The following is a 15,893-nucleotide window of genomic DNA, read 5'->3' as shown; positions in this document are numbered from 1 at the left end:
GTCAGTCGCCCGCGCGCCGGACGAGGGGGTTGGCGGAGGTCGAGTTGCGGATGCTGAACACGACGCTGCCGGCGCGGTAGCGGTCGTCGGAGCACTCCACCGGGCGGCCCTCCTGGCTGGTGGTGGTGCGCCGCTGGCGCAGCAGGGGGCTGCCGCGCCGGACGCCGAGCAGGCGGGCGTCCTCGGCCCCGGCCGCGACCGCGTCGATCAGGTGCTCGCCGTAGGCGAAGACGAGGCCGACCGCCTCGTAGAGCTCCTGGGTGACCGACTCGCACGCCGGGTCGAGCTTCTCCACGGCGGGGGCGATCCAGCCGGCGTAGACGGTCCGCTCGACCAGGACGGGCTCGCCGTCGAGCCGCCGCAGGCGCAGCACGGTGAGCACCTCGTCCCCCGGCTCGACCGACAGCCGTACGGCCTCGGAGGGGGAGCAGGGACGGCGGCGGGACGCCAGCACGGTCCCGCTGGCGCGGTAGCCCATGGAACGCGCCCACTGCGCGAAGCTGTGCAACTCGGCGAAGCTCTGGCTGCGCTCGCCGCCGAGCACGATGCGCCTCGCGCCCTGGCGGGATCCGACGAGCCCCTCGGAGGCGAGCAGGGCGACCGCCTGGCGTATCGTGCCACGGGCGGCCTCGTAACGTGTGGCCAGCTCGGCCTCGGAGGGCAGCTGCGCGCCGATCGGGTACTCCCCCCGCAGGATCGCCTCCCGCAGGTCTCCCGCGATCTGTTCGTAGCGCGCCATCGTCATGGACCCTTCCCGTTCACTCTTCCGACATCGATATGCGACTTACTAGGTCTGGCTTGTTTGTACAAGTTCGCTTAAGTTCAAGCCACACAATCAGTGGGAGGGACCCTTGTCCACACGTACCGTCGGCCTGGTGGCCGCGCTCACCATAACGACCTCGATCATCGCCGCGTGCGGCGCGGCCCCCAAGACCGACACCGCGGCCTCGGGCTCGGGCGGCTCCAAGGCCGCCACGGCCACCTCCGCCCAGGACCTCGGCGGCCTGGACAAGCTGGTCGAGGCCGCCAAGAAGGAGGGACAGCTCAACGTCATCGCGCTGCCCCCGGACTGGGCGAACTACGGCGAGCTCATCAGCGCGTTCACCGCGAAGTACGGCATCAAGATCAACAGCGACAACCCCGACGGCTCCAGCCAGGACGAGATCAACGCGGTCAAGACCCTGAAGGGCCAGGACCGCGCCCCCGACGTCCTCGACCTCGGCAGCGCCTTCGCCCTGAGCGGCGCCCAGGAGGGCCTGTTCGCCCCGTACAAGGTGCAGAGCTGGGACAAGATCCCGGACGGCCAGAAGGACGCGAACGGCGCCTGGTACTACGACTACGGCGGCTACATCTCGATCGGCTGCGACGCCAAGCGCGTCAAGGAGTGCCCGCAGTCCTTCGCGGACCTGCTGAAGCCGGAGTACAAGGGCAAGGTCGCGCTGAACGGCGACCCGACCAAGGCCGGCGCCGCCTTCGCCGGCGTCTACGCCGCCTCGCTGGCCAACCAGGGCTCCTTCGACGACATCCAGCCCGGCATCGACTTCTTCAAGAAGATGAAGGAGAACGGCAACTTCACCCCGGTCGAGGCCACCCCGGCCACGGTCGAGAAGGGCGAGACGCCCATCACGATCGACTGGGACTACCTCCAGGCCAGCTACGCCAAGGAGTTCTCCAGCAAGGGCGTGGACTGGAAGGTCGCCATCCCCGGCGACGGCAAGTACGCGAACTTCTACTCCCAGGCCGTCAGCAAGTACGCCCCGCACCCGGCGGCCGCCCGCCTGTGGCAGGAGTTCCTCTACAGCGCCGAGGGCCAGAACCTGTGGCTGAAGGGCTACGCCCGCCCGGTGCTGCTGCCGGCGATGCAGCAGGACGGCACCGCGGACGCCGCCCTGGTGGCCCAGCTTCCCAAGGTCGACGGCGACCCCACCTTCCCGACGCCCGAGCAGGTCGACAAGGCCAAGCAGGTCCTGGCGAGCGGCTGGGGCGCGGCGGTCGCGGGCTGACCCGGTGACCGGTAACCGTACGCGATCGAAAGGCTGGCTCGCGGCCGTCCCGCTGCTGGCCTTCATCGCCCTGATCTTCGGCGTGCCGCTGCTGGTCCTCCTCGGCGGCACGTTCACCCGCGACGGCTCGGTGAGCGCGGCGAACCTCACCGAGTCCCTCCAGGGGGCGTACCTCACGGCCCTGCTCGGCAGCGTGAAGATCTCCACGGTGGTCGCCGTGGTGGGGGCCGTGCTCGGCACGTTCCTCGCCCAGGCCGTCGTGACGTCGCGGTTCCGGGCCCTGCGGGAGGCCGTGCTGACGGCCTCGGGCGTCCTGGCGAACTTCGGCGGCGTGCCGCTGGCGTTCGCCTGGATCGCCACGCTGGGCAACTCGGGTGTGGTCACCCAGGCGCTCGGCCTGTCCGACCACGGGTGGAACCTCTACAACTTCTGGGGTCTCACCCTGGTCTACCTCTACTTCTCCATCCCGTTGATGGTGCTGACGGTCGTGCCCGCGCTCGACGGGCTGAAGCCCCAGTGGCGGGAGGCGGCGCAGAACAACGGCGCCAACACCTGGCAGTTCTGGCGGTGGGTCGGCATCCCGGTGCTGGGCCCGACGCTGCTGGGCGGGTTCGTGCTGCTGTTCGGCGGCTCGTTCGCGGCCTACGCGACCGCCAAGGCGATGGTCGGCGGCTCGGTCCCGCTGGTCACCCTGCAGATCGACGCGGCGCTGAGCGGCAACGTGCTCATCGGCCACGAGAACGTGGCCCTCGCCCTCAGCCTCGACATGATCGTCATCGCCGGCGTGGTCATGGCGATCTACCTTCCGCTCCAGAAGAGGAGTGCCCGATGGCTACGGTGACCCCGCAGGTCGCCCCGGCCGCGACGCCGCCCGCGGCGGCGAAGGGCCGGCCGCGCAGGCCCAGGGTGTGGCGGGGGGCCGTCCTCGTCGTCGCGGCGCTCTACTTCCTGGTGCCGCTGCTCGCGTCGTTCGTCTTCACGGTGGACGACCCGAGCGAGGGATTCACGCTCGACGCGTACGGGCAGATCTTCTCGGCCGAGGGCTTCGGCCGGAGCCTGCTGCTGTCGCTCGGGCTCGGCGTGGTCACGATCGCGCTGGTCCTGCTGCTGACGCTGCCCGCGATGATCGCCGTACGGCTCAGCGCGCCGCGCCTGCGCACGGTCCTCGAGGTGGTGTGCACGCTCCCGCTGGTCGTGCCGCCGATCACGTTCGTGGCCGGGATCAGCACGGTGCTCCGCTGGGGTCCCGACTACCTGGCGAGCACGCCGTTCTACCAGACGATCATCGCGGTGCAGAACCCCGACTTCCCCGTCGTGCTCGTACTCGCGTACGTGGTGCTGGCCCTGCCGTTCGTGTACCGGTCGCTGGACGCCGGGCTCGGCGCGATCGACGTGCGCACGCTGTCGGAGGCGGCCCGCAACCTCGGGGCGTCGTGGCCGCACGTGGTCTTCCGCGTGATCATCCCGAACCTCCGGTCCGGTCTGGCCAGCGCCGGCTTCCTCACGCTGGCCCTGGTGCTCGGCGAGTTCACGATCGCCCAGCTGCTCAGCTTCCAGACCTTCCCCGTCTGGATCTACACGATCTCCGGCTCGCAGGCCCAGGTGTCCGTGGCCGTCTCGGTGTTCAGCCTGCTGATCACCTGGCTGCTGCTGCTCGTCCTGTCCTCCGCCGGTGCGAGGCAAAGGAGTGGTTCATGAACGGGGCCCGGGTCGAGTTCCGCGGGCTGCGGCGCCGGTTCGGCGCGACGGTCGCGCTCGACAACCTCAACCTGACGGTCGAGCCGGGCGAGCTGATCGCCCTGCTCGGACCCTCGGGCTGCGGCAAGACCACCGCGCTGCGCTGCCTGGCCGGCTTCGAGCACCCGGACGAGGGCCAGGTCCTGGTCGACGACAAGGACGTCACCCGGGTGCCGGCCAACCGCCGCGACGCCGGGATGGTCTTCCAGTCCTACAGCCTGTTCCCGAACCTGAACGTCCGCGACAACATCTCCTTCGGCATGCGGGTCCGCAAGGTCCCGGCCGCCCGGCGGCACGAGCGGGCGCAGGAGCTGCTGGAGCTGATCGGGCTCCCGCACATCGGGGGCCGCTACCCCCACCAGCTGTCCGGCGGGCAGCAGCAGCGGGTCGCGCTGGCCCGCGCCATCGCCCTGGAGCCCCGCGTCCTGCTGCTCGACGAGCCGCTGTCGGCGCTGGACGCCAAGGTCCGGGTCACCCTCCGGGAGGAGATCCGGCGGCTGCAGCTCTCGCTCGGCATCACGACGATCTTCGTCACGCACGACCAGGAGGAGGCCCTGTCGATGGCCGACCGGGTCGCCGTCCTGCGCGACGGCCACCTGGAGCAGGTCGCCGACCCGGCCACCCTGTACGACCGGCCGGCGACCCCGTTCGTGGCCGAGTTCGTGGGGACCATGAACCACCTGCCCGGCACCGTCGTGGGCGACCGCGTCGAGGTGCTCGGGCAGAGCCTGCCGATCGACGGCCCCGCGCCGTCCGCCGAGCGGGTCGAGGTCCTGGTGCGGCCGGAGACCGTGCTGGTCACGCCGGAGAGCGACGGCGGCGCCCTCGTCATGGTCTCGTCGTTCCGCGGCTCGACCGCGCGGCTGCGCGTGCAGCTGGCCGACGGCACCGAGGCGCTGGCCGACGTGCCCGGTCACGACGCGCTGCGGCTGGCGCCCGGCACCAAGGTGCGGGTCTCGCTGGTCGAGCGGCCCGTGCTCGTGGCCCCCGGTACGGAGACCGGCGACGTGCGGACGGCGGTGCCCGAGCCCGATGTCGTCTGAGGCCCTCGGCGCGGTGCTGTTCGACATGGACGGCACCCTCGTGGACACCGAGGACCTGTGGTGGGAGGCCTGCGCCGAGGTCGCCGTCGGCCTCGGGTCCGCGCTGGGCCCCGAGGACCGGCAGGCGCTGTTCGGCCTGCCGGTCGAGGACGCCGCGAGTCACGTGTCCGGACGGATCCCCGGCTCCCCCGGTCCCGCAGCGGTGGCGGCGTTGCTGACCACGGCGTTCACGGCCAAGATCGAGAACGGCGTGACGACGCTGCCCGGCGCCGTCGCGCTGCTGGAGGCGCTGCGGGCGGCCGGGATCCCGGCCGGCCTGGTCAGCGCCTCCCCCCGCCCGGTCGTCGATTTGGTGCTGGAGACGGTGGGCGGCGACCGGTTCCGGCTGTCGGTCGCGGCCGGGGACAGCGAGCGGAACAAGCCCGCCCCCGATCCGTACCTCGCCGCCGCGCGCAGGCTGGGCGTCGACCCGGCCTCGTGCGTGGCGATCGAGGACAGCCCCACCGGCATCGCGTCGGCGGCCGGCGCGGGCTGCGCCGTCCTCGCGGTCGGCCTCGGCGGGACCGCGCCGGAGGGCGTGGCGGCGGTCTCCTCACTGGAGAACGTCGATCTGGCGCTGCTGCGCCTGCTCGTCACGCGGGCGACCTGAGGCGGGAACAACCCGCGAGACCCCCGGGGTTGGGGACGATGAAGCCGAGTCGCAGAAGGAGTCGCAGATGCGTGCCGTCGTCGTCCCCGCCTACGGGGGTTCCTCCGTGCTCGAGTACACCGAGCGCCCCGATCCCGAGCCCGGCCCCGGCGAGGTGCTGGTGGACGTGGCGGCCGCCGGGGTGAACTTCACCGACGTCTACCACCGGGAGGGCCGCTACCCCCTGCCGCTGCCGCTGGTGCCCGGCTCCGAGGGGGCCGGAACGGTCACCGCCGTCGGCGACGGCGTGACCGACATCGTGCCCGGCGACCGCGTCGGGTGGGCGCAGGTCGTCGGCTCGTACGCGGACAAGGCCGTCATCCCGGCCGACAAAGCGGTGCTGCTGCCCGAGGGGCTGGCGCCCGACCTGGCGGCCGCGGTGCTGCTCCAGGGCCTCACCGCCCACTACCTCACCCACTCGACGTACCCGGTGCGGCAGGGTGACGACGTGCTGGTGCACGCGGCCGCCGGCGGCATGGGCCTGCTGCTCACGCAGATCGTCAAGCTGCGCGGGGGCCGGGTGATCGGCACCGTCTCCACCCCGGAGAAGGAGAAGCTCGCCCGGCAGGCCGGGGCCGACGAGGTCATCGGCTACGAGGACGTCCCCGAGGCCGTCAGGCGGATCACCGGCGCGGGGGTCCACGTGGTCTACGACGGCGTCGGGGCCGCGACCTTCGAGGGCTCGCTCGCGTCGCTGCGCCCGCGCGGCCTGCTCGCCCTGTACGGCGCGGCCAGCGGGCCGGTGCCGCCCTTCGACCTCCAGCGGCTGAACCCGGCGGGGTCGCTCTTCGTCACCCGGCCCTCGCTGGGCCACTACGTCGCCACCCGCGAGGAGCTGCTGTCCCGGGCCGACGACGTGCTCGGGTGGGTGGCGTCCGGCGCGCTCAAGGTGCACGTGTCCCAGCGCTACCCGCTGGCCGAGGCCGCCCGCGCCCACGACGACCTCGAGGCCCGCCGCACCACCGGCAAGCTGCTGCTGATCCCGTGAGTCAGGTCGCGGCGTGGAAGACGAGCACGCCGAGGTAGACGCCCCCGGCGATCGCGACCACGTGCAGGACGATCGACAGGACGCGTACGGCGGCGGGGCTCATCAGTGGGATCCGTTCAGCAGGCGCTTCTTGGCGGTGGAGTACTCGTCGTCGTCGAGCTGGCCGGCCCGGTGGAGGGCGGCCAGCCGCTCCAGCTCGCCCACGAGGTTCGGCCGCTCCGGGGCGGGCGCGGGCACGACCGGCCGTACGTGGGGGCGGTCGTCGCCGGGGAGCCGCACACTCGTGGTCCAGCGGACCTCGCCCGGACGCGGGGCCGCCGGGGCGGGCGGGGCGGACGGGGGCGGCGTCCCCCACAGCAGCCGCCGCAGCGCCTCGCGGTTGGCGAACAGCAGCAGCGGAGCCCCGCCCATCAGCAGGAAGAGCACCGCGCAGACCATGAAGCTCCACTCCACGCCGCTCTCCGGGGCGAGGGCGGCGTCGAGGAACGCCCAGCCGAGGCTGAGGAACAGCGCCGGCCAGGCGAGGGAGGTCAGCCGGGGGCCCACCGGCAGCGCCGAGATCGCGTACACGCCGAGCGCGGCGATCCCACCGATGATCGAGACGGGGACGATCCAGCCGATGCCCTGCGGGCACGGCGTGGCGACGACGTACGGGCCCCCGGACCCGCAGCTGCCGCCGATGGACATGACCGCGTGCGAGGCGAGGTACAGGAGAGTCAGCGCGCAGCAGAACGCGCCGAGCCCGGCGAGCAGCCCGATGGACCGCCGGACGAGCTGGAGTGGGGTCAGCACGGGACGAATATAGGCCAGAGCTCACCTCTCGGGGTGATCTCGCAGCGGCCGGGCCGGCCACTCCAGCAGCCGCGCCCCGAGCACCGCCGTCTCCAGCGTGAACCGCTGCGTGGGGTCGGTCGGCGAGAACCCCGTGAGGCGGCGGATCCGCTCCAGCCGGTAGGTGATCGCCCGGGTGCTGATGCCGAGCCGCCGGGCCGCCGCCGTGTGGTTGCCCTGGGAGGCGAAGACGGCCTCCAGCGTCTCCAGCAGCGGCTCCGGCCCGCCGCGCGCGGCGGTGAGCGGCCCGAGGACGGTGGACACGAGGTCGACGATCGCGTTCCTGTCCCGCAGCAGCACCGGGAAGACCAGCAGGTCGGACGCCTTGAGCACCTGGGCCCGCAGGCCGAGCCGCTCCCCCAGGTCGATGGCGTTGGCCGCCTCCCGGTAGGACGTGACGATCCCCCCGGGACCCTGGTGGGCGCGGCCCACGCCGACCCGCCACGCGTCGAGGCCCGACCGCACGTGGTGGGTGAACTCCCCGCTGGCCGCCGTCAGCGACGCCGGGCAGGCGCACACCAGCAGGCCGTCCCGCGCCGCGACCAGGATGTTGTGCGAGCCGAACCGGGCGACCATCGCCTGCTCGATCCTGCGCACCAGCGGGTCGCCGGGAGGCAGCGGCGCGGCCGGCCGGGCGACCGTGACGACGTACGCCTCGGCCAGCCGCAGGCCGAAGTGCTCGGCCCGCTCGGCGTCGGCCCGGCCCTGCAGCAGGTCGTCGACGAACACGCGGCGGGCCTCCTCCTCCCGCCGGATCGCCGCCCGCTGGGCCTCCTCGTAGCCCTCGGCGAAGGCCGCCATGCTCCGCCGTACGGCGCCGAACGCGCCGCCGGAGGTGATCTCCGCGGCGTGCAGGCAGGCGTCGGCCAGCACGCGCAGCGGGATGCCGCGCTCGGCGGCCAGGGCCCCGCTCTCGCGCAGGCCGTCCACGTCGGCCCGGCCCGGCAGGCGCCCGGTCGCGGCGGAGGCCGCCAGTACGGCGAGGAACCCGCCGAGCAGGTCGGCGGGCACCCCTGTCGCCTCGCTCACGCGAGCGAGAACGCTGTCCATCACACCCCTACGTCACGCCGCTCGAAGGAGAGCACCGCCGTCATGAGGAGCACGGCCGTCGCGCCCAGCAGCACAAGGTAGTCGCCGACGGGCCAGCCCTGGTAAAGCGGCCTGCCGTCCAGGTAGTAGTGGAACGGCGAGAGCCAGCGCAGCCAGGCGATGGCGTCCACGCTCCGGCCGAGCGTCTCGACCACGTAGCCCGCGACCGCCCACACCCCGACGACGGCCAGCCCGACCTGCCTGCGCCCGGTCACCGCCCCCGCGCAGACCGCGAGCGTGCCGAAGAACATCACGAGAAGGAACAACCCGGTGTGGGCGGCGAGGAGCCGTCCGAAGGGCACCCCCATGCCGGCGCCGGACGCGGCCGCCGCGATGACCGCGAACGTCACCACGGCCACGACCAGCACGCCGAGCGCGAGCCCGATCCACCGGTCGAGGACGAGCCGCCGCCGGTCGATCGGCAGCGTCACGGTCAGCTCCAGCGTGCCCGCCTCCTCGGGGACGGCGATCGCCCGGTTGCCGAGCACCGAGGCCGCCATGACGAACAGCATCGGCCCGAGGAGCTGGTAGGCGACCGTCTGGAGGAATCCGACGCCGGTCCCGACGTCGGCCAGGCCGCCCATCAGGTCCCGCAGAGCGCCGGGATACTTGGCCAGCGCCTGCGCGCTCAGCGTCTGCGGATCGTCCTTCATGCTCGCCCAGATCGAGATGTACATCCCGAAGAAGGCGCACATCCCGACCGTCCACCCGATGAGCGCGCGGCGGTACTCGCGCAGCGTCTTACGCACCAGCGCGGCCATGGCGCGCCTCCTCCTCGCTGTAGTAGGTCAGGAAGATCTCCTCGAGGTCCGGCTCCGCGCTGACCATGTGGACCACGGTGAACCGGGCCGCCGCCTTGATGAGCGCGTCGGGCCGCCCGTCGATCGTGCAGCGCAGCGAGGTGCCCTCCACGACCAGGTCCCGGACCCCCGGCAGGCCCTCGAAGGCCTCCTTCGGCACCGGCGCGTCGAAGTGGAACTCCACGTGCCGTACGGCCCGCTCGCGCAGCGCCGCCACGTCCTCGACCGCGACCAGCCGGCCCGACCGCACGATCCCCACCCGGTCGGCCACGTGCTCGACCTCGGCGAGCACGTGCGACGACATCAGGACGGTACGGCCGGAGGTGCGCACCTCCCGGACCATGGCGAGGAACTCCTGCTGCACCAGGGGGTCGAGGCCGCTCGTCGGCTCGTCGAGGACGAGCAGCTCCGGCTCGTGCATGAACGCCTGGATGAGGCCGACCTTCTGCTTGTTGCCCTTGGACAGCTCGCTCATCCTGACCGACACGTCGGCGTCGAGCCGCTCGGCCAGCTCGTCGATCCTGCCCCGGCTCACCCCGCCGCGCACGCCCGCGAGGAACTCCAGGTAGTCGCGGGCCTTCTCCCGGCCCTCCAGGGCGAGCTCACCGGGCAGGTACCCGATCCTGGCGCGCACCCGGGTGTCCCGCGTGTCCGCTCCGAGCACGGTCGCCCGGCCGGAGGTGGGGCGGATCACGTCGAGGAGCAGCCGGATGGTGGTCGTCTTCCCGGCGCCGTTCGGGCCCAGGTAGCCGAAGACCTCCCCCGGCTGGATGGCGAGCGTCAGGTCCTCCAGGCCCCGCCTCGTGCCGTAGAACTTCGTCAGTCCTTCGGTCTCCACTACTGCTGTCATGACGCAATGGTGCTGCCCCGGCGGCCCGCGGGGACATGCCCGGACCCGGACAGCTGGCCGGCCCTTGCGTTCCCGGATCCGGCAACCGCTCAGGCGGCGTCCTTCACGGAGGCGCCGGGCAGGAGGTGGCGGTAGCGGGAGACCAGCCGGTACGCCCCCTCAGCCGCCCAGCTCACGGGCGGGGCCAGCATGACCCGGCCCAGGGGACGCCACAGGGGATGGGGCTGGAGGGCCAGCATCACGCCGATCGCCCGCGCCCCGTGGGCGTGCAGTCCGCGTGGGCCGACGAGCTGGACCGAGGCCGACGCCTCGTCACGGGTGAGTCCCAGGGCCCCGAGGTCCACGAACTGCCAGGCGCGGACCACGGGCATGTACGGCAGGAGCCTGCGCCCGGCGTTCACGCACATCTGGCAGAAGGCGCACTCCCCATCGAAGACCAGCAGGAGCCGGTTTTCACCGCCCACACTGCCCAAGCTACCAATCCTGCGACAAGGCCGACATTCGGCGCAGGTACTCGTCCTCGTCGATCTCCCCGGCGGCGAACCGCGCGCGGAGGATCTCCCGCGCGTCCGGCCGCGGCGCGGGGGCCGGTGGCGGCGGGATCCGCCGGGGCCGGCGGCCGTTGCCCAGCGCGAGGACGACGATCACGATCACCGCCACGGCGACGCTGAAGACCACCGCGAGGACCAGCAGGAGAAAGAGCGCCGACATGGCCCCCATCATGACCGCTCCACTCGCCGCATCGGAAGCGCCTTGAGCCCGGCGCCGATCGGGACGCGTTCAGACGGACGCCACGTGGAACGCGGTCACGCCGGGCGGGGCGGGATCACACGGGTGCCGGGCGGGACGCCTTCCGTCGTGGGGCGAGCGCCGCGCGGGCGCCGGCGGCGAGGACGACGGCCGCGAGGCAGACGCCGCGGGCCAGCCGTACCGACCGGCGGATGTCCCGGACGCGCGGCCGCGGCCCGTCGCCCAGCTCCGGCCGGTGCTCGACCCGCCCGCCGTAGTCGTTCGCGCCCCCGAGCCGTACGCCGAGGGCCCCGGCGAAGGCGGCCTCGCAGTGCCCGGAGTTGGGGCTGGGGTGCCGGTGGCCGTCCCGGCGCAGCACGGCGGCGGCCCTCCAGGGCGAGCCGCCCGCGGTGCCCGCGAGCGCGACGGTGAGCGCGGCCGTCAGCCGGGCGGGCAGGAGGTTCGCCACGTCGTCGAGCCGGGCGGACGCCCAGCCGAACCGCTCGTACCGCGCCGACCGGTGGCCCACCATCGCGTCGAGCGTGTTGACCGCCCGGTATCCGAGCAACCCCGGCAATCCGAGGGCCGCGCCCCACACGAGCGGCCCGACCACGGCGTCGGAGGTGTTCTCGGCGATCGACTCGACCGTTCCACGGGCCAGCTCGCCGGCGTCGAGACCCGAGGGGTCGCGGCCGCACAGGTGGGGCAGCCGCTCGCGCGCGGCGCGGATGTCGCCCTCTTCCAGCGAGGCCGCCATCGCGGCGCCCTCCCGGGCGAGGCTGGTGCCGCCCAGCACGGCCCAGGTGGCGGCGGCGGTGACCGCGGTGCGGGCCAGGGGGCGCGAGCGGGTCAGCCGGTCGGCGAGCAGGCCCAGGGCGGCCGCTCCGCCGACGAGGGCCGCGGTGAAGAGAACCCCCGCCGAGCGCGAGTCACGATAAATCCGCTTTTCGAGGGCGGTGGCCGCGGTCCCGAAGGCGGCCACCGGATGGCCCCGCCGGGGATCGCCCACGACGGCGTCGGCCGCGGCGCCCAGCAGCATCCCCGCGACCGTGGGCCCGTCCATGATCCGCTTCACGCCCGGCATTCTCCCGCAGCCCCTCACCTCGGGCTCGTCCGGGGCGGGCGGTCAGATCAGATAAGCGTGCAGGGCGTCCTCGTTGGCGTCGAGCCAGGCGGCGGCCCGTCTGATGCGCTCCCCCGCGCCGTCGGCCCACATGCGCGCCCATCCCGGCTCCGCCCGCGCCTTGTCGCGCATGACCTGGTACGACCGGCCGAACCGGGTCCGGGCCGTCTCCAGCAGCCGGAGCCGGTCGCGCGGTCCCAGGCCGTACGCGTCGCAGAAGAGACGCAGGCGCGCGCCCGCGTCGAGGGTGCGCTGGACGGGATCGCGGTCGACCGGGTCGGCGATCGGCGCCCAGTGCCGCAGCGTGGTCACCACGTCGAACAGGCGTGTCACCGGCCGCGCCAGGTCGAAGTCGATCAGCGCGTACGGCACGAGGGCGCCGCCCCCGGGCGAGGAGGGCCGGAAGACGACGTTGCGCGGGGTGACGTCGCAGTGGCCGACGATCTCCGGCCGGTCGCCGACCGCGGAGCCGTCCTCCCACCGGGCCGCGGGCGGCGGCGTGAAGGACGCCGCGGCGTCGTGGAAGCGGCGCAGCAGCCGCGCGAGGGCGGCGAGCGCCTCGCCGGTCACCGCGTACCCGGGCAGCGGACGGCCCGGCACCTCGCCCTCGACGTATGTCAGGACCTGGCGGCCCAGGTGGTCGGTGCCGAGGGCGCGCGGAGCGCCCTCGAACCCGGCGGCCTCCAGGTGCCGCAGCAGCGCGTGCACCGCGGGCGACGAGGGGCGGGCGGGACGGCGGACCGTGCCGCCGACGCGTACGACCCCGCGGGTGACCTCTCCGGTGATCTCGCCGCCAAGGGGGATCTCGGGAAGGGCCAGACGCGGTGACATGCCGAACGATGGTAGCGGCCCGGCCTGGGATGCGGCTTCTCGACGGGCGCTCTCCTCGCCGTCGTCTTTACGTGACGCGTCCCCCAGCAACTAGGATGATCAGGTGCGAATCGGAACCCTCGGCGCGGCCCGGATCACCCCGAACGCCCTGGTGAAGCCCGCCGGGCAGGTCCCGGGAGTCGAGGTCGCCGCGGTCGCCGCCCGCGACCGGTCGCGGGCCGAGGCCTTCGCCGCGCGGCACGGAATCCCGGCGGTCCACGACTCGTACGAGGCCCTGGTGGCCGACCCCTCGATCGACGCCGTGTACAACCCCCTGCCGAACGCGCTGCACGCCGAGTGGACCCTGCGCGCCCTGGAGGCCGGCAAGCACGTCCTGTGCGAGAAGCCGTTCACCTCGAACGAGGCCGAGGCCCGCCAGGTCGCCGAGGCGGCCGACAAGGCCGGGACCGTGGTCATGGAGGCGTTCCACTACCGCTACCACCCGCTGGCACAGCGGATGGCCGCGGTCGTCCGGGAGCTCGGCGAGATCCGCGAGGTGGAGACGTGGATGTGCTTCCCGCTCCCCCGCTTCTCCGACATCCGCTACTCGCTGGCGCTGTCCGGCGGCGCGCTCATGGACGCCGGGTGCTACGCCGTCCACTGCGCCCGGCTGCTCGGGGGCGGCGAGCCGGTCGTACGCTCGGCCCGGGCCCGCCTCCACTCGCCCGGCGTCGACCGGGCCATGACCGCCACGCTGGAGTTCCCGTCCGGCGCGACCGGCCGGGTCCACGCCTCGATGTGGTCGTCCCAGCTGCTGCGGATCGCGGCCCGGGTCACCGGCTCGGCGGGCGAGATGCGGGTCGTGAACTTCGCGCTGCCGCAGATGTTCAACCGGCTGTCGGTGACGATCGACGGCGTCACCCGGCGCGAGCGGGTCACGGGCGACCCGTCGTACACGTACCAACTGCGGGCGTTCGACTCCGCCGTACGGACCGGGGAGGGCAACCTCACCCCGCCGTCCGACTCCATCGCGACGATGGCGATCATCGACGAGATCTACCGCAAGGCCGGGCTGGCTCCCCGGGGCACGGCCTGACAATCGGGTCTACGCCTTTCGGAGTCCGCGTCCTGATCGCCGGGACCCGGCCCGTCATGCCTCCTCATCATGACGGGCCGGTGATGACGGTCCAGGGCCGGGCCCGCCCGCGGCGTCACGCTTGGACGGCGTCGAGTTCGGTGAGCAGGGCGTCGAGCACGTGCATGGCGCGCCAGGCCTTGGTCATGCCGAACTGCGCGGAGAACCGTACGACGGCACGGGCCTCCTCCGGTGTGGCGCCGGCGCCGAAGGCGCGCGTCAGGTGGGCGCGGAAGCTCTCCTGCAGGGTCTGAAAGAGCACGTCGACGGTCATCGTGATGAAGGCGCGCTCACGGACCGACAGCAGCCGCATGCCGGCGCGCATCCTCGACTGCAGGTCCATGTAGGCGCCGAACGGTGCGTCGAGGGCGGCCACGGCCTGCCGCATCGCCTCGGGGAGCGGGCTGCCCGCGCCGTCGGCGTTCACCTCGTGGCCCTGGCCGGTGGGGGTGGGCAGGGCGTGCTCCCGTTCCAGGTCGGTCAGGCGGGCGAGGGCCGCCAGGGCGGCGGGGTAGCCGCTGTCGTAGGCGACGAAGCGGAGCAGCTCGCGCAGGTCGTCGGCCGACAGGCCGCAGTCCGCCGCCATCGTCACGTGCTGGTGGAAGGGCAGGCCGAGGGTCTGCTGACAGACGTCGGCGGTGAGGCACAGCAGGACCTTCTCGCGCCTGGTGAGTTCGCCGATCTCCTCCCAGAGGAGGCGGTCTGTGGCGGCGTTCATCTCGGCGAACACCGGGTCCAGCGCCTTCACCTGGTTCTCCATGGAAGTCCTCCGTAAGTGGACGGTTGTAGCGCTACGACTGTAGTGCAACGGTCGTTTGCCTACAATAGGGCACCATGCACGAGACCTCCCCCGCCCCGGCCGGCTCCCCCGGTGGCAGGCGTGGCCGCAACCCGCGTGGCAAGGGCGAGCGGCTGCGCGAGGACATCGTCGGCGCCGCCCTGCGCCTGCTGGACGAACACGGCGACGATCAAGCCCTGTCGATGCGCGCGGTGGCCCGCGAGGTGGGCGTGGCGGCGACCTCGGTGTACATCCATTTCGCCGACCGGGACGCGCTCGTACTGGCCGCCCTGGAGAGGTTCCATCGCGATCTCGTGGAGGCCGTCGACCAGGCCGAGACCGGCGCCACGGGGCCGGCGGGCAAGCTGCGTGCCCGCGTCCTGCTCCTCGGCCGGTGGGTTCAACAGCACCGCGGCCTGTACAAGGTGTTGCACGAGAGCACGCTCAATCAGCGGGCGGCCATGACGTTCAAGCAGGAGCTGGCCGAGCGCACCACCGCCGCGGTGCAGCGGTGCATGGACGCCGGGCTCGCCCCGGCCGACGACGCCGCGGTGGTCTCACTGGACCTGAGGGCGGCGGTTCACGGGGCCGTGTCGATGCGGCTCAATCAGCCGGACCTGCCATGGCCTCCGCTGGAGGAGCAGGTCGATCGTTTTCTGGCCAAGATTGTCGGCCTCCCGCTCCCATAGGCCGCCGACCGGAACGACGCCGAACCCTGGCGTCGAGCAGGCGCCCGGCCGGAGGCTTCCTTGAGTTGTAGGTGGGGGCGGGATGAGATCGGTGGGCCGGGGCTTGGGAGAATCGGTCCAAGACACGCAGATGTGCTTCACGCATCCTTTGAGCCGAGTGGTGGCTCTCATGAAAGACCTTCACGTCACCACGAACCTGTACCCCCCGTTCACGATCATCACCGTGACGGGAGAGTTGGACGCCGCGAACCAGCACCTGGTCCGCGAGGCAGTGGAAACCCCTCTGACGCGCCCCGACGTGCTCCTGCTGTTCGACCTCACCCACCTGGATTTCATCGACAGCTCCGGGATGGACGTCATCCTCGACTGCTACAGCCGCCTTGACCAGGCGGGCCGGGTGGCCGTCTGCGGGCTTTCGACTCACCAGCAGCGGCTCTTCGACCTGATGGGGATCACCGGCCGGATCCCCACCTATCCCACGCTGGAAGACGCGTTGACCTACGGCGCCGAGCCGTAGCCGCGGCGTCTGTCCCCCGCTTCCCCACGGCCGGCATCCCGGCGCAGGCCTGCTTCGATGGTGGCGCTGGTTCGGCCCGCCCT

At 72.9% G+C, this 15,893-nt stretch carries 19 protein-coding genes; 9 read left to right on the top strand and 10 right to left on the bottom strand.

From position 1 onward, the window contains the following. Position 1 precedes the first annotated feature (1 nt). A complete protein-coding gene (locus Mco01_RS11525; protein ID WP_204056877.1) occupies positions 2 to 745 on the bottom strand; it encodes a GntR family transcriptional regulator in 744 nt (247 codons plus the stop codon). Between the two features lie 106 nt (positions 746 to 851). Here Mco01_RS11525 and Mco01_RS11520 point away from each other — a divergent pair, with 106 nt between their 5' ends. The 6 genes from Mco01_RS11520 (at position 852) to Mco01_RS11495 (ending at position 6,459) form a co-directional block, all read left to right on the top strand. Further along, entirely contained in the window at positions 852 to 2,003 is a 1,152-nt protein-coding gene (locus tag Mco01_RS11520) for an ABC transporter substrate-binding protein (protein WP_204056876.1), read from the top strand. Positions 2,004 to 2,007: 4 nt separating this feature from the next. Then, the gene (locus Mco01_RS11515) at positions 2,008 to 2,844 is read left to right on the top strand and encodes an ABC transporter permease (protein ID WP_036331854.1); all 837 of its coding nucleotides are present in this window, start codon (positions 2,008 to 2,010) and stop codon (positions 2,842 to 2,844) included. Continuing rightward, on the top strand, positions 2,832 to 3,701 hold the full coding sequence (locus Mco01_RS11510; protein WP_084370217.1) for an ABC transporter permease: 870 nt from the start codon (positions 2,832 to 2,834) through the stop codon (positions 3,699 to 3,701). Before Mco01_RS11515 ends, Mco01_RS11510 begins: the two co-directional genes overlap by 13 nt. Further along, entirely contained in the window at positions 3,698 to 4,783 is a 1,086-nt protein-coding gene (locus Mco01_RS11505) for an ABC transporter ATP-binding protein (RefSeq protein ID WP_051458990.1), read from the top strand. The genes Mco01_RS11510 and Mco01_RS11505 overlap by 4 nt, the downstream gene beginning before the upstream one ends. Continuing rightward, the gene (locus Mco01_RS11500; protein WP_204056875.1) at positions 4,773 to 5,432 is read left to right on the top strand and encodes an HAD family hydrolase; all 660 of its coding nucleotides are present in this window, start codon (positions 4,773 to 4,775) and stop codon (positions 5,430 to 5,432) included. Before Mco01_RS11505 ends, Mco01_RS11500 begins: the two co-directional genes overlap by 11 nt. A gap of 67 nt (positions 5,433 to 5,499) precedes the next feature. Then, a complete protein-coding gene (locus Mco01_RS11495; RefSeq protein WP_204056874.1) occupies positions 5,500 to 6,459 on the top strand; it encodes a quinone oxidoreductase family protein in 960 nt (319 codons plus the stop codon). Positions 6,460 to 6,561: 102 nt separating this feature from the next. On the opposite strand, the gene Mco01_RS11490 is transcribed toward Mco01_RS11495, so the two are convergent. The 8 genes from Mco01_RS11490 to Mco01_RS11455 all read right to left on the bottom strand — a co-directional run bounded on the left by Mco01_RS11490 (position 6,562) and on the right by Mco01_RS11455 (position 12,712). Further along, on the bottom strand, positions 6,562 to 7,251 hold the full coding sequence (locus tag Mco01_RS11490) for an SHOCT domain-containing protein (protein ID WP_204056873.1): 690 nt from the start codon (positions 7,249 to 7,251) through the stop codon (positions 6,562 to 6,564). A 21-nt stretch (positions 7,252 to 7,272) separates the two neighbouring features. After that, positions 7,273 to 8,319, bottom strand: coding sequence for a PucR family transcriptional regulator (locus Mco01_RS11485; protein WP_204056872.1), 1,047 nt, complete (start codon positions 8,317 to 8,319; stop codon positions 7,273 to 7,275). A gap of 20 nt (positions 8,320 to 8,339) precedes the next feature. After that, on the bottom strand, positions 8,340 to 9,140 hold the full coding sequence (locus Mco01_RS11480) for an ABC transporter permease subunit (protein WP_204056871.1): 801 nt from the start codon (positions 9,138 to 9,140) through the stop codon (positions 8,340 to 8,342). Continuing rightward, positions 9,121 to 10,029 (bottom strand): ABC transporter ATP-binding protein, encoded by a 909-nt coding sequence (locus tag Mco01_RS11475; protein ID WP_204056870.1) that lies wholly within the window; start codon positions 10,027 to 10,029, stop codon positions 9,121 to 9,123. Before Mco01_RS11475 ends, Mco01_RS11480 begins: the two co-directional genes overlap by 20 nt. An 89-nt stretch (positions 10,030 to 10,118) precedes the next feature. Next, entirely contained in the window at positions 10,119 to 10,493 is a 375-nt protein-coding gene (locus tag Mco01_RS11470) for a thiol-disulfide oxidoreductase DCC family protein (protein WP_036331845.1), read from the bottom strand. A gap of 10 nt (positions 10,494 to 10,503) precedes the next feature. Continuing rightward, positions 10,504 to 10,740: an SHOCT domain-containing protein gene (locus Mco01_RS11465; RefSeq protein WP_239103526.1), complete on the bottom strand. Its 237-nt coding sequence runs from the start codon at positions 10,738 to 10,740 to the stop codon at positions 10,504 to 10,506. Positions 10,741 to 10,855: 115 nt separating this feature from the next. Next, positions 10,856 to 11,821: a cobalamin biosynthesis protein gene (locus Mco01_RS11460; RefSeq protein ID WP_239103540.1), complete on the bottom strand. Its 966-nt coding sequence runs from the start codon at positions 11,819 to 11,821 to the stop codon at positions 10,856 to 10,858. A 63-nt stretch (positions 11,822 to 11,884) separates the two neighbouring features. After that, a complete protein-coding gene (locus Mco01_RS11455; RefSeq protein ID WP_204056868.1) occupies positions 11,885 to 12,712 on the bottom strand; it encodes a phosphotransferase in 828 nt (275 codons plus the stop codon). Between the two features lie 103 nt (positions 12,713 to 12,815). Here Mco01_RS11455 and Mco01_RS11450 point away from each other — a divergent pair, with 103 nt between their 5' ends. Next, positions 12,816 to 13,787 carry a Gfo/Idh/MocA family protein gene (locus Mco01_RS11450; RefSeq protein ID WP_204056867.1) on the top strand — a complete coding sequence of 324 codons (972 nt, stop codon included), beginning with the start codon at positions 12,816 to 12,818 and terminating at the stop codon, positions 13,785 to 13,787. Between the two features lie 115 nt (positions 13,788 to 13,902). Here Mco01_RS11450 and Mco01_RS11445 read toward each other — a convergent pair whose 3' ends face one another. After that, positions 13,903 to 14,586, bottom strand: coding sequence for a carboxymuconolactone decarboxylase family protein (locus Mco01_RS11445; RefSeq protein ID WP_204056866.1), 684 nt, complete (start codon positions 14,584 to 14,586; stop codon positions 13,903 to 13,905). A 74-nt stretch (positions 14,587 to 14,660) separates the two neighbouring features. Here Mco01_RS11445 and Mco01_RS11440 point away from each other — a divergent pair, with 74 nt between their 5' ends. Beyond that, complete coding sequence (locus Mco01_RS11440) at positions 14,661 to 15,293, top strand: TetR/AcrR family transcriptional regulator (RefSeq protein ID WP_204056865.1); 633 nt, start codon at positions 14,661 to 14,663, stop codon at positions 15,291 to 15,293. Between the two features lie 169 nt (positions 15,294 to 15,462). Next, on the top strand, positions 15,463 to 15,810 hold the full coding sequence (locus tag Mco01_RS11435) for an STAS domain-containing protein (RefSeq protein ID WP_204056864.1): 348 nt from the start codon (positions 15,463 to 15,465) through the stop codon (positions 15,808 to 15,810). Positions 15,811 to 15,893: the final 83 nt, after the last annotated feature.

This window comes from Microbispora corallina, assembly GCF_016863035.1.
Lineage (GTDB): Bacteria > Actinomycetota > Actinomycetes > Streptosporangiales > Streptosporangiaceae > Microbispora > Microbispora corallina.
This window is presented reverse-complemented; position numbering and strand designations above follow the sequence as displayed.